This window comes from Serratia sp. LACPHL-BACT-2024-00286, from assembly GCF_043109535.1.
Classification (GTDB): Bacteria; Pseudomonadota; Gammaproteobacteria; order Enterobacterales; family Enterobacteriaceae; genus Serratia; species Serratia sarumanii.
The window spans coordinates 1,308,024-1,326,856 of the sequence record NZ_JBICNA010000001.1 but is presented as its reverse complement, the minus strand read 5'-3'; the positions used below and the strand labels follow the sequence as shown (position 1 = coordinate 1,326,856).

General features: G+C 52.2%; 26 protein-coding genes. 21 read left to right on the top strand and 5 right to left on the bottom strand.

The features are described from left to right. Window positions 1–20: 20 nt before the first annotated feature. Window positions 21–215, bottom strand: coding sequence for a hypothetical protein (locus ACF8MC_RS06370; RefSeq protein ID WP_057523605.1), 195 nt, complete (start codon window positions 213–215; stop codon window positions 21–23). A 510-nt stretch (window positions 216–725) separates the two neighbouring features. Continuing rightward, entirely contained in the window at window positions 726–1,109 is a 384-nt protein-coding gene (locus ACF8MC_RS06365) for a helix-turn-helix domain-containing protein (protein ID WP_164105817.1), read from the bottom strand. Between the two features lie 103 nt (window positions 1,110–1,212). On the opposite strand from ACF8MC_RS06365, the gene ACF8MC_RS06360 reads away from it, so the two are divergent. From ACF8MC_RS06360 to ACF8MC_RS06335, 6 genes are all read left to right on the top strand, one after another. Continuing rightward, window positions 1,213–1,458 carry a YdaS family helix-turn-helix protein gene (locus ACF8MC_RS06360; RefSeq protein ID WP_103773913.1) on the top strand — a complete coding sequence of 82 codons (246 nt, stop codon included), beginning with the start codon at window positions 1,213–1,215 and terminating at the stop codon, window positions 1,456–1,458. 10 nt (window positions 1,459–1,468) lie between these two features. Then, a complete protein-coding gene (locus ACF8MC_RS06355; RefSeq protein WP_060437645.1) occupies window positions 1,469–1,930 on the top strand; it encodes a toxin YdaT family protein in 462 nt (153 codons plus the stop codon). Window positions 1,931–1,944: 14 nt separating this feature from the next. Beyond that, complete coding sequence (locus tag ACF8MC_RS06350; protein WP_060443316.1) at window positions 1,945–2,181, top strand: hypothetical protein; 237 nt, start codon at window positions 1,945–1,947, stop codon at window positions 2,179–2,181. 63 nt (window positions 2,182–2,244) lie between these two features. Next, on the top strand, window positions 2,245–3,246 hold the full coding sequence (locus ACF8MC_RS06345; protein WP_287146092.1) for a DnaT-like ssDNA-binding domain-containing protein: 1,002 nt from the start codon (window positions 2,245–2,247) through the stop codon (window positions 3,244–3,246). Beyond that, the gene (locus tag ACF8MC_RS06340) at window positions 3,197–3,733 is read left to right on the top strand and encodes a replication protein P (protein WP_287146091.1); all 537 of its coding nucleotides are present in this window, start codon (window positions 3,197–3,199) and stop codon (window positions 3,731–3,733) included. The genes ACF8MC_RS06345 and ACF8MC_RS06340 overlap by 50 nt, the downstream gene beginning before the upstream one ends. A gap of 14 nt (window positions 3,734–3,747) precedes the next feature. Beyond that, the gene (locus tag ACF8MC_RS06335) at window positions 3,748–4,125 is read left to right on the top strand and encodes a hypothetical protein (protein WP_287146090.1); all 378 of its coding nucleotides are present in this window, start codon (window positions 3,748–3,750) and stop codon (window positions 4,123–4,125) included. Between the two features lie 84 nt (window positions 4,126–4,209). Here ACF8MC_RS06335 and ACF8MC_RS06330 read toward each other — a convergent pair whose 3' ends face one another. Next, the gene (locus ACF8MC_RS06330) at window positions 4,210–5,721 is read right to left on the bottom strand and encodes an AAA family ATPase (RefSeq protein ID WP_164105795.1); all 1,512 of its coding nucleotides are present in this window, start codon (window positions 5,719–5,721) and stop codon (window positions 4,210–4,212) included. A 651-nt stretch (window positions 5,722–6,372) separates the two neighbouring features. On the opposite strand from ACF8MC_RS06330, the gene ACF8MC_RS06325 reads away from it, so the two are divergent. Genes ACF8MC_RS06325 through ACF8MC_RS06310 form a run of 4 tightly spaced genes read left to right on the top strand, consistent with a single transcriptional unit; the run spans window position 6,373 to window position 8,043 of the window. Continuing rightward, a complete protein-coding gene (locus tag ACF8MC_RS06325; RefSeq protein WP_164105794.1) occupies window positions 6,373–6,549 on the top strand; it encodes a hypothetical protein in 177 nt (58 codons plus the stop codon). Window positions 6,550–6,608: 59 nt separating this feature from the next. Then, window positions 6,609–7,205, top strand: a complete 597-nt coding sequence (locus ACF8MC_RS06320) for a DUF1367 family protein (RefSeq protein WP_060443311.1) — start codon at window positions 6,609–6,611, stop codon at window positions 7,203–7,205. Continuing rightward, window positions 7,202–7,486 carry a DUF1364 domain-containing protein gene (locus ACF8MC_RS06315; protein ID WP_060443310.1) on the top strand — a complete coding sequence of 95 codons (285 nt, stop codon included), beginning with the start codon at window positions 7,202–7,204 and terminating at the stop codon, window positions 7,484–7,486. The genes ACF8MC_RS06320 and ACF8MC_RS06315 overlap by 4 nt, the downstream gene beginning before the upstream one ends. Continuing rightward, on the top strand, window positions 7,483–8,043 hold the full coding sequence (locus tag ACF8MC_RS06310) for a DUF1133 family protein (protein WP_164105793.1): 561 nt from the start codon (window positions 7,483–7,485) through the stop codon (window positions 8,041–8,043). The genes ACF8MC_RS06315 and ACF8MC_RS06310 overlap by 4 nt, the downstream gene beginning before the upstream one ends. 126 nt (window positions 8,044–8,169) lie before the next feature. Here ACF8MC_RS06310 and ACF8MC_RS06305 read toward each other — a convergent pair whose 3' ends face one another. Beyond that, window positions 8,170–8,928, bottom strand: coding sequence for a hypothetical protein (locus ACF8MC_RS06305; protein WP_164105792.1), 759 nt, complete (start codon window positions 8,926–8,928; stop codon window positions 8,170–8,172). A gap of 201 nt (window positions 8,929–9,129) precedes the next feature. Here ACF8MC_RS06305 and ACF8MC_RS06300 point away from each other — a divergent pair, with 201 nt between their 5' ends. The 3 genes from ACF8MC_RS06300 to ACF8MC_RS06290 are packed head-to-tail and all read left to right on the top strand — an operon-like array spanning window position 9,130 to window position 10,472. Then, a complete protein-coding gene (locus ACF8MC_RS06300; protein ID WP_164105791.1) occupies window positions 9,130–9,465 on the top strand; it encodes a phage holin, lambda family in 336 nt (111 codons plus the stop codon). A 3-nt stretch (window positions 9,466–9,468) separates the two neighbouring features. Further along, window positions 9,469–10,092 (top strand): glycoside hydrolase family 19 protein, encoded by a 624-nt coding sequence (locus ACF8MC_RS06295; protein ID WP_164105790.1) that lies wholly within the window; start codon window positions 9,469–9,471, stop codon window positions 10,090–10,092. After that, a complete protein-coding gene (locus ACF8MC_RS06290; RefSeq protein WP_164105789.1) occupies window positions 10,089–10,472 on the top strand; it encodes a DUF2570 family protein in 384 nt (127 codons plus the stop codon). Before ACF8MC_RS06295 ends, ACF8MC_RS06290 begins: the two co-directional genes overlap by 4 nt. Before the next feature lie 147 nt (window positions 10,473–10,619). Here ACF8MC_RS06290 and ACF8MC_RS06285 read toward each other — a convergent pair whose 3' ends face one another. Then, on the bottom strand, window positions 10,620–11,123 hold the full coding sequence (locus tag ACF8MC_RS06285) for a hypothetical protein (RefSeq protein WP_164105788.1): 504 nt from the start codon (window positions 11,121–11,123) through the stop codon (window positions 10,620–10,622). A gap of 344 nt (window positions 11,124–11,467) precedes the next feature. Between ACF8MC_RS06285 and ACF8MC_RS06280 the strand changes: the two genes are divergently transcribed. The 8 genes from ACF8MC_RS06280 to ACF8MC_RS06245 all read left to right on the top strand — a co-directional run bounded on the left by ACF8MC_RS06280 (window position 11,468) and on the right by ACF8MC_RS06245 (window position 18,805). Then, a complete protein-coding gene (locus tag ACF8MC_RS06280) occupies window positions 11,468–11,911 on the top strand; it encodes a hypothetical protein (protein WP_164105787.1) in 444 nt (147 codons plus the stop codon). Between the two features lie 156 nt (window positions 11,912–12,067). Next, the gene (locus ACF8MC_RS06275; RefSeq protein ID WP_164105786.1) at window positions 12,068–12,799 is read left to right on the top strand and encodes a terminase small subunit; all 732 of its coding nucleotides are present in this window, start codon (window positions 12,068–12,070) and stop codon (window positions 12,797–12,799) included. Window positions 12,800–12,870: 71 nt separating this feature from the next. After that, window positions 12,871–14,046 (top strand): PBSX family phage terminase large subunit, encoded by a 1,176-nt coding sequence (locus ACF8MC_RS06270; protein WP_015377508.1) that lies wholly within the window; start codon window positions 12,871–12,873, stop codon window positions 14,044–14,046. Next, window positions 14,043–15,506, top strand: a complete 1,464-nt coding sequence (locus ACF8MC_RS06265; protein ID WP_164105785.1) for a DUF1073 domain-containing protein — start codon at window positions 14,043–14,045, stop codon at window positions 15,504–15,506. Before ACF8MC_RS06270 ends, ACF8MC_RS06265 begins: the two co-directional genes overlap by 4 nt. Then, on the top strand, window positions 15,463–16,116 hold the full coding sequence (locus ACF8MC_RS06260; protein ID WP_079007612.1) for a phage minor head protein: 654 nt from the start codon (window positions 15,463–15,465) through the stop codon (window positions 16,114–16,116). Before ACF8MC_RS06265 ends, ACF8MC_RS06260 begins: the two co-directional genes overlap by 44 nt. Before the next feature lie 3 nt (window positions 16,117–16,119). Then, a complete protein-coding gene (locus ACF8MC_RS06255; RefSeq protein WP_164105784.1) occupies window positions 16,120–17,343 on the top strand; it encodes a DUF2213 domain-containing protein in 1,224 nt (407 codons plus the stop codon). Between the two features lie 11 nt (window positions 17,344–17,354). Then, window positions 17,355–17,846 carry a hypothetical protein gene (locus tag ACF8MC_RS06250; RefSeq protein WP_060437628.1) on the top strand — a complete coding sequence of 164 codons (492 nt, stop codon included), beginning with the start codon at window positions 17,355–17,357 and terminating at the stop codon, window positions 17,844–17,846. A 14-nt stretch (window positions 17,847–17,860) separates the two neighbouring features. Continuing rightward, the gene (locus ACF8MC_RS06245) at window positions 17,861–18,805 is read left to right on the top strand and encodes a DUF2184 domain-containing protein (protein ID WP_060450631.1); all 945 of its coding nucleotides are present in this window, start codon (window positions 17,861–17,863) and stop codon (window positions 18,803–18,805) included. Window positions 18,806–18,833 lie beyond the last annotated feature (28 nt).

Below are 18,833 nucleotides of genomic sequence, written 5' to 3'. Positions count from 1 at the left end.
CTGCTGTTTCAGGTGGTGCTTTAGTGCGTGCCAGCTGGCTCGAATTCCGGCGGGATCCGCAGGGATTCAAAAGGGCGCTTGATGGCCCGTAGATTGCCGACAGGTTCGAACCGATAGCGGCCGCGGATGTAATCGAACGATGCTACCCACGGTGCGCCGGTGCGCGTGTTGCGGAGGCTGACGGCCTTACCGCTGTTTGGGACGATCTTGCTCATTGCCATGCCCCTTTAAAAATCAGTGCAGCTACGATGACTCCCGTCCAGAACAGGCCGCAGGTGCCGACGACAATTACAATCCAGAAACCTCTGTCGCTCATGATTGCCTCGGTGGCGCTCCGTAGGGCGCGGTGAGTGTTACTGGAGAGCTGCGTTAAATTCTGCTTCTGACATGGCCTCTTCGCCTTCCGCCAGACTGTCGAAATACTCTTCGTATGATGTGAACATCGTGTTGCCCTCTGCTGTGTGGTCTGTTGGTCATGCCTCGGTGCTGTCTTTCCAGCTGTCAGAACGTTTTTCACCTGCTGCGTTAGCGAATCATCCCGGTCTTCGTGCGCCCCGGGCGGCTACTTCGTGGGCTTCCTGCCTGTTCGCTGCTGCTTGATGAAATGAATTGTGAGCTAAAAGCTAACATGTGTCAACATTAAGCTAACTAGAAAATTTTCTGAGGGCGTAAAAAAAGCCGCTTGTTAAGCGGCCTTCGATAGAGGGATCTACGTATATGATTGATTATTCTTTATTTCTTAAAACGTACCGAGTGTAGAATTCTTTTAATTCATTCAGGCGCATTTCAAATGCAGCCAACATGTTAGCCTGCTCAATTCCCGGTAATTGGCGATATAAGTCGAGAAGCTTTCTTTCTTCTTGGCTGAGATCAGCACTTCCTTCTGTGTCGTCGCCGAGCAGCCAGGCTATAGAGACACCAGTAGCGCTCGAAAGCTTGGAAGCAGCCTCTTTACTGATGCTCCCCCTTTTAAACCATCCGTTAACTGATGATCTGCTGACATCAGCAATTCGTGCCAAGTCAGCTTTTGAAAGATGCTTGGCTTCCATCAATTCATTTAGGCGCTGGGTAACCAGCGAGGTCAGGGCGTCGTCTGTATTTTTCATCATGTGAGTATAAGCCACCGGCTAACACCCCTCAATTTCTCTTGTTGTTGACAAGTGTTAGCTTTATGCTCACACTTGTTGTGTTTTAACTTCAAGGAGGTCTGCAATGACCGGACTAGACAAAGCCATCAAGGTGGCAGTTAACCAGCGTCGTTTGGCTCTTATGTTAGGGATAAAACCCTCTTCTCTGAATCGCTGGGTAAAGAAATATAACGGCCGTGTCCCAGAGGCTCATTTGCTGAAAATTTATGAACTAACAGGCGTCACGCCACATGAAATTCGGCCTGACATTCACCCAAACCCAACCTCTGGCTTACCACCAGAACCCCAGGATAACAAACCTGGAGCTTAAGGATTGATATATGGAAATCAAACACGAGCAGATCCGCGACGCGCTGCGCGGATGGGCCACGGAGGCCACTCAGCGCACGGTCGCGGCGGAAATCACCCGCGCTTACTTCAAATTGGAAATGCAGGCACCGCAGCTGGCGCAGATCGAGCGCGCCGACGGCAGCGTTGATGATGCTGCATGGCACAACAACAAGCAGCAGATCTTTCGCTGGCTCGACAGCGATAGTGCTGGCGCCCGCCAGAAAATTCAGGAACTGCAGCCGGCGATCCTTGCTGCGCTGCCGGCGGTGCTGCGCGCCCGGCTGGTGGCGGGAAATAGCATCGAATACCTGGCAATCCGCGCGCTGAAGGAACACCAGGAGGCGATCGCCGCCGCGCTGCTGCACGCATCACCGGCGGATTTTGAAAGAGAGTGCGACGAGGCAGAGCGCAGCTTCTATGAGCTGCGGCGAGCTTACAGCGCACTGCATTAACCGAGGCATGACCAATGACCATTAATCACGACGATTTCCTGCAGAAGCAGATCACTGCGCAGCTGCGCGAGGCACGGTTCGACGAGGCGGTCGCCACGACGTCGGCGGCGGCTGCCGTACAGCACCAGCGCCACAACCCGAACATGAAACTGCCCGACCTGTTGGTCTGGGCGCGAAGTTTTGCAAAGCACTGCCAGCGTTTGAAAGGGAAGCCAGCGCCGCAGGGAGCACGCGCGACGGCGCGGAACTGACCTTTTAAGAAACGCAAACCGTAACGCTGTCGGCGTTACAGATTACAGAAAGTTGAGGCACATATGGCGGCAAGTTGGATCAAGGTTGAAGTGATAACCCCGGATAAACCGGAGGTGTTCCAGCTGTCGGAAATCCTGAATCTGGACCCGGACGCCGTGTTAGGCAAGTTGGTCAGATTATGGGCGTGGGCCGATCAACAGACCATTGACGGTAACGCAAAGTGTAACGCTGCGAGCGTTACAAAAAATGCAGTTGATCGGATCACTTTCGTTTCCGGTTTTGCAGATGCGCTGATCAGCGTTGGCTGGCTGGCGCTCGATGGGGAGACGTTGGTTTTTCCGAACTTTGAAAGGCATAACGGGAATTCATCGAAAAAACGAGCACTTACGAATAATCGCGTTGCAAATTCAAGGAAAGTGAAACGCGGGAGTAACGCAAAAGGTAACGCAATTAGTAACGCTGCGAGCGTTACAGATGCGTATCAAAAAGCGTTACCAGAAGTAGAGGAAGAAGAAGATCTAAAAGATAACCCCCTCTCTCTATCGGGAGCGGGCGAAATTTCACCAGATGGACAGGGATCACCGCCGACACCCTGGGAAGACCAAGACGACGAGAACCCATGCGGAAAATTTCCGATGAGCGCCAACTGGGCGCCGACGGTTGATTTCCAGCGATTGGCGGCGTTGTGGGGCCGAATTATCGACGGCCCGGCGCCGGGATATACCCCGCAGGAGCTGGCGAGCTTCCAGGCGTACTGGAAAGCCGAGGGCAGGGTATTTAACCAGACGCAGTGGGAGCAGAAATTCGCCGACAGCGTGCTCTACGAGCGCCAGGCGGCGGCCAAACGAAAGCAGCATGCAGGAGGTTCAAATGCGACCAGATACACCGCAGCAGCCGCTACCGCTCAGCAGCAGGTCAGGGCCGCTCGAAACGCAGAACGGGAGCGACAGGGCTTGGCTCCTCTGGGAGACGATGGCGGGGATCTACGCCAACCGCTGGGTGACCAAGAACGGGGTGGCACCATCCACGATCTGGGGCCAGACGATTTCGAAATTCTCCGATGACCAACTGGCCTACGCCGCGCGCCGGTGCATGGAGCGCTGCAGCGCCGGTAACCACTGGCCGCCTGATCTCGCGGAATTTACTGCGATCGTCGGCGAGTGCACGGCCAACCCGTTCGGCCTGTCGGCGGACGACGTCATGACCGAATACCGCCGCTGGCGCAACGAATCTTGGCGTTTCGACTGCGCAGATAGTTTCGACTGGCGCCACCCGGTGCTGTTCCAGATTTGCCCGGAGCTCCGCCGCACCGGCGTAGAGCGCAAGCTGGGACACAACGAACTCACCGCACTGGCCGGCCGGCTGCTGGCTAAGTGGGCAAAGCAGGTGGAAATGGGATTCTCCATCCCGCCAGTGCGAAAAACGAAAGCGCTGGAGAACAGGCCGCTGGGCGACGCACAGATCGCCGACACTGACGGCCGCTATCAGCGAAAGGGCATGGAAATGCTGGCACGGATCCGCGCCAGCATGGGTAACAACAACGTGAAATAACCGAGGCATGACCAATGACCAGAATCACAACACGGCAGTTTGTCGAACTTATCCAGGGTAAAAATCTCTCGACTGCAGAGATCAGCGCCCTAACGCATGAAAAACACCCAGGGAACAGCATGACACGATCGCAGATCTGCATTCGGCTGAAATCTATGCTCCGGTCGCCAAACGTGAACATGATTCGAACCGGGCAGGGGAACAAGGCGCGCTATCACCTGATAGGCGTGAATGAGCGTTTCTACGAGCTGGGGGAAGTTAATTTCCGGCCGGCAGGGAAGAAAACCAGGCCGGACAAAACGCTGTGGCACTTCAATCCGGTAGAACTGCGGTTTTGCCACTTGCACAAAATGTTTGATCAGGCGCTTGTTCGTTCAACCCCAAATGCTTAATGTTATGATTGTAGTTTCATAAACAGCTGAAATAATTCATAGCACTTCTCCTAGCTGATTAAGCTTAGGAGAAGTGCTTGTGATTCATTGTGAGGACAGGAGTCTATGAAGATTCTGTGTAAATGGACTAAAGTCAACTTCTTTTTTAATATCCTCACTTAAATTTCTAATGAAGTATGACTCATTTATATTCCTGACTTCCAGGTCTTTTTTTACTCTGAAATAAAATAGTTTGTCAGGGTTTTTTGGGGTTCCAGGATATTGTTTGTTGTGCTCCGATGCGAGGTCATCTAAAGATTTAATAGGGAAGTACTTGTCATTTATAGTTTTCCTTAATTTATCATTACCATTATTGAAAACAATGTTGAAAATGAATTTCTCAATGCTTTGAATTGGTAAAAATAGCTTGGATAAATTCTTATATGTTTCCTTTTTATCCACGTCGGTGATTACATCACCGTCTAGAATACTTATGATTTTCTTATTTACGCCAATGACATTGTTTCTTAATAAATCCAGGTGGAGGTTCAAGACATTTTGCCACCCACCTACAGGAGATATATGTATTAATCTGCTATTTTTAAGTCCACTATCAGATAAAACCCCATCAATAACTAACGAGGCTAAAGTATCTTCTGCTAGAATTAAATAATCAAATCCATCATGCCGATAGACCTCCCTGATAGCATAGCTAGGGAAACATGGATTAATTAGATCCAGCACTCCATCATTGTTATTAATCAAAAACATATTCTGCGGTTTTAGAGCGCGAATGACTTCAGGTGAGTGTGATGTTAAATAAACACATAGCTTGGGGTATGTTTCTAACAATTTATTTAAATATCCAATTAGCCTGGAAATAGCTATGGGATGAAGAGCCAGCTCTATCTCATCAATAAGAATGAAGAATGTTCTGTCAGTAACGCTTCTATTTGTACCTTGGTTTATCAATGTATGGTAAATGTAGTTTAAGAGTGAGATCAACAAGCATTCACCTGAGCTCATTCTATACTGACTAAGAAGGTCTCCTTTGGCAGTTGTCATGAAATATGGTAGATTGCTTAATTCGAAATTTTCAGATATCTTTTTGTTTTTTATCTTCTTCATGTCCTTATAATGATTGTAATCACCATGAAGAATGAAGCTAAGGTTATCTTTTACATAGTCAAAAGCATCAACAATTTGGTCGTCTTTTATAAGTTTATTACGAAGTAATTTATCTACAATAGTTGAGTCTCTGAATCTTGTTCCATAGAACAAGCTTCCTTCATAAACACCTTTGTAGGAAAGTGGTCTACTGGAACACCACCACATATTCTCATCATTTTTTTGTCTTTTTTTCACGAACCAATGATTGCTTTCTTCATATCGGTCAGTTGAAATTGAAATCTCTATAGTTGAATCACTATCATAATCTTCACCTTGAAGCATATTGAAACGTTTGGAACTCATTAGCACTGACATAATTAGCATTAGGGTGCTTTTACCGCATCCATTCCCCCCAACCAAACTATATAGGCCTCCTTCTATTGGAAGTTCAATGTCTGCTCTCTTGATGTTTTTTATGTTATTGATGCTTACTTTCATTAAGTCCATGATTTATTTCCAAATTACGTTTGTTAATAAAAGTTCTTGCTGATTCTCAGCATAAATAAGGAAGATTAAGTTGCATGACGAAAGTCATGTGATGATTCTCGTTTTTTCATAGGGAATAGTTCCTAGCTGAAATTTTTTTATTGTGTGATTAATGATAGGGCTTTATGTATAATATATCTGAAACAATATAGACATAATCCCTACAAAATCAATAGATTCCTGAGTAGTCGACGGTTAAAATATTTATTCAAAAAAAATTGAAATGCACTTGTAGTTAAGGGATAATGTAGCAACTGCAGCCTTGATTAATGCAGTGGCCGAACAGGCTTAAACTGTGTTTAGTAAGTGGACTTTTTTACTTAATATGAAAGCTGTAAGTATTTGATTTAAAACCTAGCGGGAGTGTTAGGCCTGCTACAACGAGTAGAGAGTCAGTGGCTATTTCAGCCGATTGGACTCTCCGGTAGAGTATCTACCCACACTCAGATAGCCCTTGGGTTTAATCCCGAGGGCTTTTTTTTTGTCCAATGTGTATGTATACCCCTTCATTTTCTGTTGTGTAAAATATCAAGCATTTACTGTTTATATGTACAGTGTTTTGGTGTAATAATTGGAGCACGAAGTAATCCGAGAATGTCGGAGAAAAATATAATGCATTTAAAACAAGATGTTGCTCATGTTTTGCCCGAGAATGGTCGGGCGCTGGTTTACATGACCCACGGGGCCATAACTGCGGTTTTACCGCTGAAGGAGAGCCAGATCGTCGCCGATACTGAGCTCATGATTGTGCTGCTCCGACGTATGGGCTACGACGTCCGGAGAAAGTGATATAATCCTCTCATCAGCCTGAACAGCTGATCACCTGCTGCGCCACCACGGAGACGAAAATGGCGCAGTATTCGTTTTACAAATCCCAAGGCGGGATCCTCGTGCCGGCAACGCCCGACACGGTCGATTTCGTCACGAACAAACTCAAGCTGGGGGCGGTTGTCACTGGCGAGTTTAAGCGCGCCCGGAATCCCGGACTGCACCGCAAATTTTTCTCGCTCCTGAATCTCGGTTTTGAATACTGGACGCCGACTGGCGGCGCAGTATCAACGTTTGAGCGCCAATTTCTCCGCGGGTATATCAATCGGCTGGCGCGCCATGTTGACGATGCTGGCGTGTTCTATGCGCTGGCGGATGAGTACCTGCAGCTGGTGGCCGAGAAGCGCGCCGAACGACTGACGATTGCAAAATCCTTCCACGCTTTCCGCCGATGGGTGACCGTCGAAGCGGGGCATTATGACCTTTTTGAACTCCCCGACGGTTCGACCCTGCGCGAGCCGCGATCGATCTCATTCGCAAAAATGGACGACCTCGAATTTAACGACCTGTACCAGGCAGCCCTTAACGTGCTGTGGACCTTCATCTTAAACAAATCCTTTCCAACCATCGCCGAGGCAGAGAACGCCGCGGCTCAGCTAATGGATTATGCAGCATGAGCAAACTGACCGACGAGGCCCGCGGCCGTGATTGTCAAATCAGGATCCCCGGCATCTGTAACCGAAACCCAGAAACAACCGTCGCCGCACATTACCGGCTGGCCGGAACCTGCGGCACGGCAATAAAGCCAGATGACACGCAGGCCGCGTGGGCCTGCAGCGCCTGCCACGATGAAGTAGACCGCCGCACGCGCCTTATCGACGCGAACGACGCTCGACTGATGCACGCCGAAGGTGTCATGCGCACGCAAGAAATTTTGAGAAAGGAAGGAAAGTTATGATCTACCCTGACAACATCGGTAAAGGCGACGGCAAAGAGCTGCATTTGCGTGCACTGGAGCGCGTTTGGATACAGGGGCGGCTGAAAATGTGGGGCCGGTGGTCTGGGATGGAAAGTTTCGGCAGGGCCGGCAACATGTTCAACCGACTACTGACGAGCAACAAGGTGACAAAAGCCGCGATCACCCAGGCGCTCAATCAGCTGAAAAAGGCGGGATGTGAGCAGGAAGAATTGCGCCAGTATTTGCTCGACATTCTGGAGGGGAAACAAAAAAGCAGCCTGGCATTTTGCACTGATTCGGAGGCGGCGATTATGGATCGGGTGATCGGGGCCGTTCTGCTGGATTACCCAGGGCTGAAATTTATCATTCAGCAGCGCTATATCGGGAAAGGAAAAAGCCTGAAGGAGATGGCCGCAGAACTGCATAATTATCGCCCTGATTGGTGCATGCGAACCTGCGAGACGCGCGTCGCGGTGTGGGTAAAAACGGCGGAATTCATGCTTTACCGTCCGATGAGTGATGCGTTTAGTTCGAATGTTGATAGATTTTACGGTTGACTTTGCGCGAAAAATGGTTATATTGAGATAAGCTTCGCGAAGTAGTACCCGCAGCGACAAATTCAAAAGAAACCCGCCTTTGAGCGGGTTTTTTATTTTGAAATCAACACAAAAGTAGTTACTAAATTACTTCTCGTCACTTTCTTTCAGTATAAGATCACCTAAAGTCCTCTTTCGGAATTCAGGGTATTCTATTTTATAATTTAATAGCCCTGGCTTGCTTGGTACTTGAATTGTTCTTGTCTGCAATGTTTTTACTTCTGAGCTTGGCATGTAGATTTTATCTGTGTGAGATAGTTTATTGTTCTCAACCTTAATGCCAACAATGCTGCCATTATATATTCTTATGATGGCATACTCGCCGTTTTCATACTTAAATACACTGAAACTTGTCTCAGTAGATGCGCGAGATATTCCTACCGTTGTTGACATTGCAATTATAAACAAACAAGCAATTCCAATCAGAACGGGTACTGTGAGAATTTCTTTTTTTGATAAGTAGTAGTAGGATATATATAAAACTGAAACACCAGTGCATAGAGTTATGGCAGTTATAACGTTTGCAAAAATTATTTTCGGCGCTGTCGGTGTGGACAGTAGTCCGATCAGTACTACATACACTATAATTTGGGTTAACTTCCGTCTATCACTGGTCTGCTTTTGTTTCAAGACCGTGATGAAAACTAGAGCGATAAGGAAGAATGAAGAAACACCAAGTATACCAGTGTATATGGATTTAATATCTACCTGAATATATTCTGTATCGAATGAAAAGTAAACTGCATAACCAATTTCATAGGACAGTGCCACACCATACCCGAGCAATGTGATTATGAGTATTATTAGGCCTTCTTTTTTTAGAAATTGCGTCGCAAATATATTCATGTTTCCTCGATTTTTTCTTATTTGGTTGTGTTCGTCAACTTGAATGAATATCCGGCTGGCATTCAATTGGTGAAAAATATAACACACACAATCAACAGATTATCACACCAAAAGGTTGCCTGCATGATTTGCCCCCACAAACGCCTAGCAAACCCTTGATCATCACCCGATGCCGGGAATAAACCCCGGAAGGGGGAGGACATGAAAATGCATGATAAAAATCCCGAATTGTGGGCGCAACTGATTGCATGGTTTGCCGCTCACAAGGAGGGCGGCGGCTATGCGGCCACGGCTGCGCTTATGGCGTTACTGCGCAGTGCGTATGTTGGCCAGCAGGGATGGACACGCCGACTAATTGACGCCGCCATGTGCGCGATGGTCGCGTATTTCATCAAAGATTGCCTGGCTGCGATCGGCTGGGATTCCACATACGCCTATCTCGGCAGCATGTTTATCGGCTATGCCGGCGTCGACTATTTCGGAAATATGCTGCGCCGCATCGCAAGCAACCGCACCGGTTCCCCACGACAGGAATAATTCATGACTCAGGATCAATTCAAAGAGGCGGCCGGCATTGGCGCCGGACTGGCCGCGCGCTGGTTTCCACATCTGGAAGCGACGTTTGCCGAGTTTGGTATCACGTCGCCAGTGGTGCAGGCAATGTTCATTGCTCAGGTCGGCCATGAGTCGGCCAGTTTCACTACGGTCGCGGAATCTTTCAACTACAGCGTGGCCGGCCTGCAATCGACCTTTGGCAAGCGGCTAACTGCGGAGCAATGCACAATGCTGGGGCGCCAGCGCGGCGAATCGGTGGTGCCGGTGAACCGCCAGGCTGCGATCGCGAATCTCGTCTACGGCGGCCGCCTGGGTAACAAATCTACAGGGGATGGTTGGAGATACCGCGGGCGCGGCCTGATCCAGATCACCGGCGCCGACAATTATCGCGCCTGCAGCGCCGGCATCAAAACCGATTTGCTGTTGGTGCCTGACCTGCTAGAAAAAGACGAGTACGCGATGCGCTCCGCCGGTTGGTTCTGGAAATCACGGAATTGTGGCCAGTACGCCGGCGACGTCGAACGGGTGACGCTGCTAATCAACGGCGGCAATAACGGGCTGGCAGACCGCAAAGAACGATTTGAGCGTGCGCGCCAGGCACTGGCATGAGCGGCTGGCTCTCAAAACTGGCCGGCGGGGGAATGTTGCTCCTGCTGGTGGCTATCTTTCTTGGCGGTTACAGCTCGCTGTTGTCGCACCGGTTGGAGCTGGCACGCCAGCAGACTGTAGAACAGCAGAAGACGCTGGCACAACAGGCCGGGCTGATAGCCACGCTGCAGACGCAAGATGCGCAGAATCGCGTACTGATGGCGGCGCAGCAACGACGCGAGCAGCAGCTGCGCATGCAGCACGACACCGCCCAAAGGAAATACCGTGAAGCGATTAAAAACGATCCCTGCGCTGGTCGGCCTCTGCCTGCCGCTGTGCTTGAGCTCTTGCGCCCGGCCACCGGCACAACCCCCGGCGCCGTTTATCCTCCTTCCCCCTGAATCCGTATTCACTCTATGTGAGCAGCCAGCAATGGCCAGCGACACATGGGGCGACGCCGTCGGCTATACGCTGGCGCTACAAACCTCACTGAAAATTTGTGCCGGCAGAATTGCCACGCTGAACGCATGGAGACGAGAGGTAGAAATTCAACCATTTAAGATCTCATCACCAAGGGATAGTGCTGAGTTCAATAAATGAAGATTTTCTTCTATAGCTTCTTTTGTGAAACCAAACTGACTTACATATGAATCTGGTTTGAAATCTTGAACTATCGCTTGCAATAATTGATGGTATTGTATGATTTTCTTTGTTTTTTCTGGGCCAAGCACGCCAACTTTATTCATGTTTGCATTGTAAAAGCGTGCGTAGTCATCAGGAATCAATACGTAGTAAGTTCCAACAAACTCACCTCTTTGAATCTCTGGCGACTCCAAGAGACTTGAAAAAGCCTCCAAGTATCCTCGTTCCCTGATAATCATTTGTAAGGCCTCGATTTCTGCTAAGAAACCTGCGGTATACGATTTCTTTTCATAATCACGTTTACTGTGTTCAATTCGATAGTTGACAAGGCCAGAAACGCCAGCCCCGATTAGGACACCTAGCAAGCCTGAGCCAGCTGCGATCAGTTGATTTACAGTTGTGATTTCCATGTTCACCTCGGAGTAACAGCTTCGGTAATTTGCAATACACCATGTTAGCACCTGGTGGGAAACAAGGCTGTTGAGAATTGAGCGCCGAGCCGTCACCGTTCTCCTGCCTTAGCCACGACCCGAACTCCTCACGGCGAACGGGCGAGAGAAGTCAAAAACGGTTAATACCCCGCGAGCTAGGGGGCGGTCATAGCGGAAACATCAGCCGTGGTAGAAGAAACGGTGTGACAGCAGGGGAGTTGGCAAACAAATAATATGTATCTATTGAAAATTGGTGGTTTTCACCCCATGTTTATTAGGCAACAGGTATCATCAATTAAATAATTTTCAATAGGGTGTATATAATGAGTGAAGAAATCAATGATTCAATCGAAAGCCTGCCAATTACGCAAATAGTCAAGGTGCGTGATGAAACTTTGACGTTTTTATGCAAGATGGCAAATTTGAATATTGGTGTCGGAATCACCCTTCTCATTAAAGGGACTGTATTAACCGGCACTTTAATTTCAGGTGATAAATATTTCAAAGCAATAGCTGAGAAGTTTAACGCTCTTGGTAGCGGTGAAGTGGCAAGTCTTGTATCAAATTTCTTTGAGGATTTTGGTCGCGAAACATACTCGATCGTTGAAGGCGTGGAGCCACCACCGACAAACTTTCTTCATCTCGCTAATGTTGAGATAGTAAATGGTAATGGCCAGATGATAGGCATGAGTGATGGATTACTACGAGTGAAGATTGAAGAGATTGACGGCTCAATGTTAGGACAATTGAAACTACAGAAGCAATAAATTGAAAAATTATAAACCCGCAAGTGCGGGTTTTTTATTGTCCATCACAGAGCATCTATCCAGGTGCTGCGTAATGCGCAAGCAAAGCCACAGGCGACACCCACCGATCACTCAGATCATGGTTGCCCGTGGCTTTTTTTATTCACGGAGAACGTTATGGCAAAACAGGACTGGGGAGCCATTCAAAAGCTGTTCCTCGCCGAATACGCCAAAACCAAAATCTCCCCGAAAGAATGGTGTGAGGCTAACGGCTACAACTACGCCACAGCACGCCGGCATATAAAAATCCCTACGCAAGGGAAAGAGAAAAAAGCGCAGAAAAAAATGCGCAGTGCGCAAGATGCGCAAATTCCAGAAAATCCCGCGCCCATTACGCCCGGCGTTACAGTTGCTGGTGGTGATGAGGAGGGGAAGGGCAAAGAAAGCCCAAGCCTTTTAAAACCACAGCATGAACAATTTGCGCAGAACATTGCGCAGGGTATGCCGCAGAAAGAGGCCGCGATTTGCGCAGGCTACGCGCCTACGAATGCCGAATCGCAAGCCTCAATCCTGATGAGCAGGCCGGACGTAAAAGCCCGTGTGCAGGAACTGCGCAATAACGCTGCGCTGTTGGTTTCGTTCAACGCCGGCCACCTGGCGGAGCTGTCGTATAAATCTGCGCAGTTGGCGCTGCAGAATAAAAAATTTGGTCAGGTCGCGCCGAACGTGAAGAACGCCGCGCAGCTGACCGGCATCGACATGAGCACGAATAAAACCGAGGTGAATGTCGATCTGGCCGGCCTGAGCTACGGCAAGGTTTGCATCGTGACTCCGGCGAACTGCCCGGCGGACGTGTGGGCTGCTCACATGGAAAAGCTGCGCGAGGGAAAGCCGACGGCCCAGTCATAATTGACGGCGTTCTGTACGCATTCAGCAGTGACTGGGCGACAGATGTCCTGTACGACACCCAGATCGGTTCCGTGCGCTGGCGCTGGACCTACGGCGGCCGCGGCGGTGGTAAATCGGTAGAGATTGCTCGCGCGCTGGTTATCCTTGGCGCTATCGATCCGATGATCATTCTCTGCGCCCGCGAATTCCAGAACTCAATCAGCGATTCTGTGCTGGCGCTGCTGGAGGCCGAAATTTATGCCTTGGGCCTCAACCATTTCTACACCGTAAAAAATAACGAGATCACCGGGCGCAACGGCACCCGCTTCACGTTCAAAGGGCTGCGCACCAACCTGCAATCCATCAAATCGATGTTTGGCATCAAAATTTGTTGGGTGGAGGAAGCACAGACCGTTTCCCAGGATAGCTGGGACGTTCTCGGCCCGACGGTGCGCGCCAATAATTCCGAGGTCTGGGTTTCGTACAACCCGCGGGAAGCCACCGACCCGACATACACCCTGATGAAGCGCCACGAAGTCGATCCCCCGGACGGCGGCGTCATCATTCGCCAGGTCAATTATCCCGATAACGCGTTTTTCCCGGACGTGCTGCGGCAGGAAATGGAGTATTGCAAGCGCGTTGACTATGAAGCCTATGAGCACATCTGGTTAGGGCTGCCGAAGGCGCTCAGTGAGGCGGTTATTTTCTCCGGGAAATATCGCGTCGAGGCATTTCCTGACGATCTCTATCTGCAGGCCGACCGGCTTTTTTATGGCGCCGACTTCGGCTTCTCGCAAGACCCTTCAACGCTGATCCGCTGCTTCATCATCGGGCGAAAACTCTATATCGAATACGAAGCCTACGGCGTCGGCGTTGAGCTGGACGAAATGCCGCAGTTTTACGATTCGATCCCCGAGGCTCGCAAATGGCCGATTCATGGCGACTGCAGCCGCCCCGAAACGATCAGCTACATGGCGCGGCAAGGCTTCAACATCGACGGCGCCACGAAATGGGCCGGCAGCGTTGAGGACGGGATCACCTACCTCCGCGGCTTCGAAGAAATCGTCATCCATGAGCGGTGCAAGCACATGATCGACGAGGCCCGGCTTTATTCCTACAAAACAGACCGCCTCACGGGTGAGGTGTTACCGATCGTCCTCGACAAACACAACCACTGCTGGGATGCGGTGCGCTACTCGCTGGACGGTTATATCACCAGCTCCGACGGCCTCGGCACCTGGGCGCAATTGGGTAGACAAGACGCATGAGCCAAAAAAAAGACGGGGTGCGCGCGTGGTTCCGGGACAGTTACCAGAATTTCACGGCGCGCCTGGGGCTTCGCACGCCCAATATGAGCAGCGACGGCACCTATCAGCCGAATTGGACCAGCCGCAACCGCCTGCAGATCGAGAACGCATACCGTAGTTCCTGGCTGGTGGGCGTGGCCGTGGATGCCGTCGCTGATGACATGACCCGCAAAGGCATCACGATCACTGGCGGTTTGAAGCCTGAAGAAAAATCCAAGCTGGATAACGCCTGGGAGGAATTGGCGCTCTGGGATCGCCTGAACGACACGATTAAGTGGGGCCGGCTCTATGGCGGCGCGATCGGCGTCATCTTGATTGACGGGCAGGACATGAGCTCGCCGCTGCGCATGGAAACGGTCGGCCCGGGCGCGTTCCGCGGCGTGATGGTCCTCGATCGCTGGATGGTTACTCCGACCACGCAAGACCGCGTCACCGACATGGGGCCGGATTTCGGCACACCAAAATTTTATCAGGTGGTGACGACGGCAACCGGGATCCCCCCGTGGAAAATCCACTACAGCCGGATCATCCGTTTCGACGGCGTCACGCTGCCTTATCAGCAGATGCTGACCGAGAACGATTGGGGGCAATCGGTGGTTGAGCGCATCTTCGATCGTCTGATGGCATTCGATAGCGCCACCACCGGCGCCGCGCAGCTGGTCTACAAAGCACACCTGCGAACCTATTCGATAAAAGGTCTGCGCTCAGTGCTGGGCATGGGACAGAACACCGCGGCATACAAAGGGTTGATGGCCCACATGGACATGATCCGTCAGTACCAAAGCATCGAAGGGATGACGGTCATGGATGCCGAGGATGAATTCGCGACCCACAGCTACACGTTCGCCGGCCTGTCCGACGTTCTGGCGCAGTTCGGCCAGCAGGTCGCTGGCGCGGTAGGTATTCCACTGGTGCGCCTGTTCGGCCAGTCACCGGCCGGATTCTCGACCGGTGAAACCGACCTCTCCAACTACTACGACAACGTCAGCACACAGCAGGAGCGCCGGCTGCGCCGCCCGCTGCATAAAGTCATGCAGGTGCTGCACATGTCGCTGTTCAGTCGGCCACTGCCCGACGATTTTGCCTTCGAATTTAATCCGCTGTGGCAGATGAGTGAACCCGATCGCGCAGGCGTGGCCGTGAACACGGTTGATGCGGTAGTGAAAGCCGTCGACGCCGGGCTGATGACGCCAAAAGCCGGCGCGCAGCAGTTGAAGGAATCGTCACGGATCACCGGCGTAGGTTCAACCATCACCGACGAGGACATCGAAAATGCGCAGGACATCGACCCGCCGGCGTTCGAGGGCAACGATCTCGACCCAGACGCCGAAGGGGCTACACCGCCAGTACGCAACGCAGCTACGAAAGATAGCGCAGGTGGTCGGGGACATCGTCTCGACTTCTTACGATGGTTCCGATAATTCCGTCATCCTCATCAACACCCGCTTGACCCGTTACTCCGAACTGATCGCCCCCTGGGCGGAATCCGTTGCCCTGAAAATGTTTGATGCCGTCGCGCGCCGAGAGGCGACGCAGTGGCGCCAGATTTCGCAGGAAATTTCTGCCGGGCTGCGTTTTCAGATGGAGAGCACCTCAGTAGGCCAGGTGGCGCGCAATATCGTTGAGGAGAACATCAAGCTGATGAAGTCGCTGCCGCTGCATGCGGCTGACCGGGTGAGCGGGATCCACGCCCGAGCCATTGAGGCGATGATCAGCGGCGAGCGCAGCAAAGATTTTGCCGCTGAAATTTTCCGAAGCGGTGATGTTGCCTGGTCACGCGCGAAGCTGATCGCCAGGACGGAAATAGGCCGCGCCACGCAGGCGCTGACGCAAGCCCGAGCGACCGCTATTGGCTCCGAGGGTTACATCTGGCGAACGGCACACGACGGCGACGTCAGGCACTCTCACGCCAAAATGGAAGGCAAATTCGTCCGCTGGGGTGACCCGCCAACGCTTGACGGCATGACCGGCCACGCCGGCGCGCTGCCTAACTGCCGCTGTTACTGCGAAGTTGTCATCCCGGAAAAATAACCCATGAAATATTTCTTTAATACCCGGCTCGGTAACACCCGTTACGAGTTAGCCGACGGCTCCCTATTGTGCGAAGCCGTACCGATCGCGCGGGTTGGCTGGCAGGTCTACAACGCCGCAGAACTCGACGAGATCGAGCCTGACAGCGATGGCGAAATTTCCGTTTATCGCTCCCCCGAAGAAGTTTTCCGCCCAGAGACGATCGCCTCATTTGAGGGGATGACGTTCACCGTTTTACACCCTGAGCAAATGGTCAACCCGTCAAACTGGCGGGAGAACGCCCACGGCCACGCGACCAATATCCGCCGCGGCACCGGCGAACAGTCGGATTTGTTGCTGGCAGATCTCGTTGTGAAAAGCAGCGAGGCCATCCAGGCGATTTATCAGGGCGTGGACCAAATCTCCTGCGGGTACGACGCCGAATATCGGCAGACGGCCCCGGGAAAAGCCGAGCAATACGACATTGTCGGCAATCATGTCGCGCTGGTTCCTGCCGGCCGCGCGGGAATCCGCTGTTCAATTGGAGATAGCAGAACAATGGCAACTAAAAAAACGTGGTTTGATTCGCTGCGCCGCGCGCTGAAAACCAAAGACAATGCGGCGATCGAAGAGGCCATGAGTAATGCGCCGGCCGAACTCACCACCGATGATGGCGAGGGCGGGGGCGATTTGCCCAAGGCCATCAACATCAACATCAGCCCGCAATACCCACTACCGGATAAGGATCCGGAGATGGGCGGCGGCCCGGGTATTACTAAAGATGGCGAGGAGGACGTGCCAGCCTGGGCGCAAGCCATTCTCGCGCGCCTGGATAAATTGGAAGGCGGCGGCACGAACGACGGAGAACCCGGCGACGATGACGACGAAGAGGAAAAGAAAAAGGCGACCACTGACGCCGGCTATCAGCAGGCGGTGATCGCCCGGGCTGAATTGCTGGTTCCGGGGATCAAGCTGCCGGAAGGTGGAAAGCTGGCGACCTTTAAACGCGAGGTGCTCGATGCTGCATTCCGCACGCAAAAAGGCGCACAGATCCTTGTCCCGTTGGTCGGCGACAAGCCCGATTTTAAATCCATGCCGAAAGCGTCGCTGGATGCCGCCTTTACCGCGGCCAGCGAAATCGCCAAGCGCGCCAACCAGCCCGCAACCCAGCTGCGCACCTTCGACCATCAAAACCGCAACTCACCGGCAGCGCTGAACAAAGCCTTCGCCGAATACTGGAAAAAATAAGGTAAAAGCCGATGACTGCTTACACGTACCGGATGCCTGCGGGCATCGCCGGGGCTGTTTCACGCCCTCATCACCTCACTGCAGAGCCTGTCGCGCTGAATAACGCCAAAGCGTTCGGCGCTTACGGTCTGGCGGGTAAAGACGTAGGCGGCTATTTCGTGCCGCTGGAAGCCGGCGACGCCGTCGGCGTGATCCTGGGCTTCTACATTCGCCCGTACCCAACCACCTCGACGCCTGATCTGGTCCGCCAGGTGGGCACCGATAAAAACCTCACCGGCGACCGCCTGCGCCGCGGCTACATGACCGTGAATGTCGGCGTTGACGCGTCCGGCATCACACCGCGCGCGCCGGTGAATATCCGCATCGCCAACCCGAGCGCGACGAGCCCGCTTGGCGCGCCAGTGGCCGCAGCCGTGGCTGATGAAACCGTCGTCCTGCCGACCGCATTTTTCACCGGCCCCGGTGATGCCGCTGGCAACGTCGAAATCGAATACAACATTTAAGGAAATCGCTGATTATGTCACTTCATACCTATGACCAGGCGACCGTAGACAGCACCGGCGCATTTCTGATCGGCGAGCTGGAACGGCTCGACCAAGAACTGAATATGCCGCTGGTGGGCTATACGTGGAGCCGCGATATTGAGCTGCGCGAGGACGTGTCGATCGCTGACGACATTTCCAGCTTTACCAACACCGAGCTTGCTGCCTCCGGCACGCCAAACCCGAACGGCAAAAACTGGATTGGCAAAAACTCTACCGAGATCGCGACCGTTAATCTCGACATCAACAAAACCGGTTTCCCGCTGACCCTGTGGGGGATGGAACTTGGCTGGACTGTTGTTGAGCTGGCTGCCGCGCAGCAGGTCGGCCGCCCGGTTGATGCCCAGAAATTCGAAGGCATGCAGCTGAAGTGGAACATGGACACCGACGAGCAGGTTTATCGCGGCGATACGCTGATCGGCGTGAAAGGCCTGGTGAACTACAACGGCGTGTTGACCACCAACGCCCCGAAAGTCTGGACGGCCTCAACCGCTGACGAAATTCGTCAGTCGATCAACTCCGTACTGTCGGCCGCCTGGGCAAACTCGGGTTACACGATTTGCCCGCGCGATTTGCTGCTACCGCCGGATCAGTTTGCGCTGCTGTCCAGCATCATCGTGTCGTCTGCCGGTAACCAGTCGCTGCTGACCTACCTGCAGACCAACACCATCGCCTATCACCAGAACGGCGTTCCGCTGAACATCCGAGCCGTGAAATGGCTGAAAGGTGCGGGCGCAGCCGGCAAGGATCGCATGGTGGCCTATACCAACAGCAAAAAGTTCGTGCGATTCCCAATGGTTCCGCTGCAGAACATCCCGATCCAGTATCGCGGCATCTACCAGCTGACAACGTACTACGGCCGCCTGGGCGCCGTTGAGTCCCCATATCGCGAAACTCTGGCTTACGTAGACGGCATCTAAAAACAGCCCCGCAAGGGGCTTATAGGAA

Excerpts from the sequence above, each read along its gene's own strand:
- ACF8MC_RS06360 (WP_103773913.1), top strand. The coding sequence starts at position 1,213 with ATGACCGGACTAGACAAAGCCATCAAGGTGGCAGTTAACCAGCGTCGT.
- ACF8MC_RS06355 (WP_060437645.1), top strand. The coding sequence starts at position 1,469 with ATGGAAATCAAACACGAGCAGATCCGCGACGCGCTGCGCGGATGGGCC.
- ACF8MC_RS06295 (WP_164105790.1), top strand. The coding sequence starts at position 9,469 with ATGACTCAGGATCAATTCAAAGAGGCGGCCGGCATTGGCGCCGGACTG.
- ACF8MC_RS06245 (WP_060450631.1), top strand. The coding sequence starts at position 17,861 with ATGTCACTTCATACCTATGACCAGGCGACCGTAGACAGCACCGGCGCA.
- ACF8MC_RS06335 (WP_287146090.1), top strand. The coding sequence starts at position 3,748 with ATGACCAGAATCACAACACGGCAGTTTGTCGAACTTATCCAGGGTAAA.
- ACF8MC_RS06330 (WP_164105795.1), bottom strand. The coding sequence starts at position 5,721 with ATGGACTTAATGAAAGTAAGCATCAATAACATAAAAAACATCAAGAGA.
- ACF8MC_RS06255 (WP_164105784.1), top strand. The coding sequence starts at position 16,120 with ATGAAATATTTCTTTAATACCCGGCTCGGTAACACCCGTTACGAGTTA.
- ACF8MC_RS06275 (WP_164105786.1), top strand. The coding sequence starts at position 12,068 with ATGGCAAAACAGGACTGGGGAGCCATTCAAAAGCTGTTCCTCGCCGAA.
- ACF8MC_RS06305 (WP_164105792.1), bottom strand. The coding sequence starts at position 8,928 with ATGAATATATTTGCGACGCAATTTCTAAAAAAAGAAGGCCTAATAATA.
- ACF8MC_RS06315 (WP_060443310.1), top strand. The coding sequence starts at position 7,202 with ATGAGCAAACTGACCGACGAGGCCCGCGGCCGTGATTGTCAAATCAGG.
- ACF8MC_RS06365 (WP_164105817.1), bottom strand. The coding sequence starts at position 1,109 with ATGATGAAAAATACAGACGACGCCCTGACCTCGCTGGTTACCCAGCGC.
- ACF8MC_RS06310 (WP_164105793.1), top strand. The coding sequence starts at position 7,483 with ATGATCTACCCTGACAACATCGGTAAAGGCGACGGCAAAGAGCTGCAT.
- ACF8MC_RS06250 (WP_060437628.1), top strand. The coding sequence starts at position 17,355 with ATGACTGCTTACACGTACCGGATGCCTGCGGGCATCGCCGGGGCTGTT.
- ACF8MC_RS06325 (WP_164105794.1), top strand. The coding sequence starts at position 6,373 with ATGCATTTAAAACAAGATGTTGCTCATGTTTTGCCCGAGAATGGTCGG.
- ACF8MC_RS06320 (WP_060443311.1), top strand. The coding sequence starts at position 6,609 with ATGGCGCAGTATTCGTTTTACAAATCCCAAGGCGGGATCCTCGTGCCG.
- ACF8MC_RS06370 (WP_057523605.1), bottom strand. The coding sequence starts at position 215 with ATGAGCAAGATCGTCCCAAACAGCGGTAAGGCCGTCAGCCTCCGCAAC.
- ACF8MC_RS06350 (WP_060443316.1), top strand. The coding sequence starts at position 1,945 with ATGACCATTAATCACGACGATTTCCTGCAGAAGCAGATCACTGCGCAG.
- ACF8MC_RS06300 (WP_164105791.1), top strand. The coding sequence starts at position 9,130 with ATGAAAATGCATGATAAAAATCCCGAATTGTGGGCGCAACTGATTGCA.
- ACF8MC_RS06345 (WP_287146092.1), top strand. The coding sequence starts at position 2,245 with ATGGCGGCAAGTTGGATCAAGGTTGAAGTGATAACCCCGGATAAACCG.
- ACF8MC_RS06290 (WP_164105789.1), top strand. The coding sequence starts at position 10,089 with ATGAGCGGCTGGCTCTCAAAACTGGCCGGCGGGGGAATGTTGCTCCTG.
- ACF8MC_RS06265 (WP_164105785.1), top strand. The coding sequence starts at position 14,043 with ATGAGCCAAAAAAAAGACGGGGTGCGCGCGTGGTTCCGGGACAGTTAC.
- ACF8MC_RS06285 (WP_164105788.1), bottom strand. The coding sequence starts at position 11,123 with ATGGAAATCACAACTGTAAATCAACTGATCGCAGCTGGCTCAGGCTTG.
- ACF8MC_RS06280 (WP_164105787.1), top strand. The coding sequence starts at position 11,468 with ATGAGTGAAGAAATCAATGATTCAATCGAAAGCCTGCCAATTACGCAA.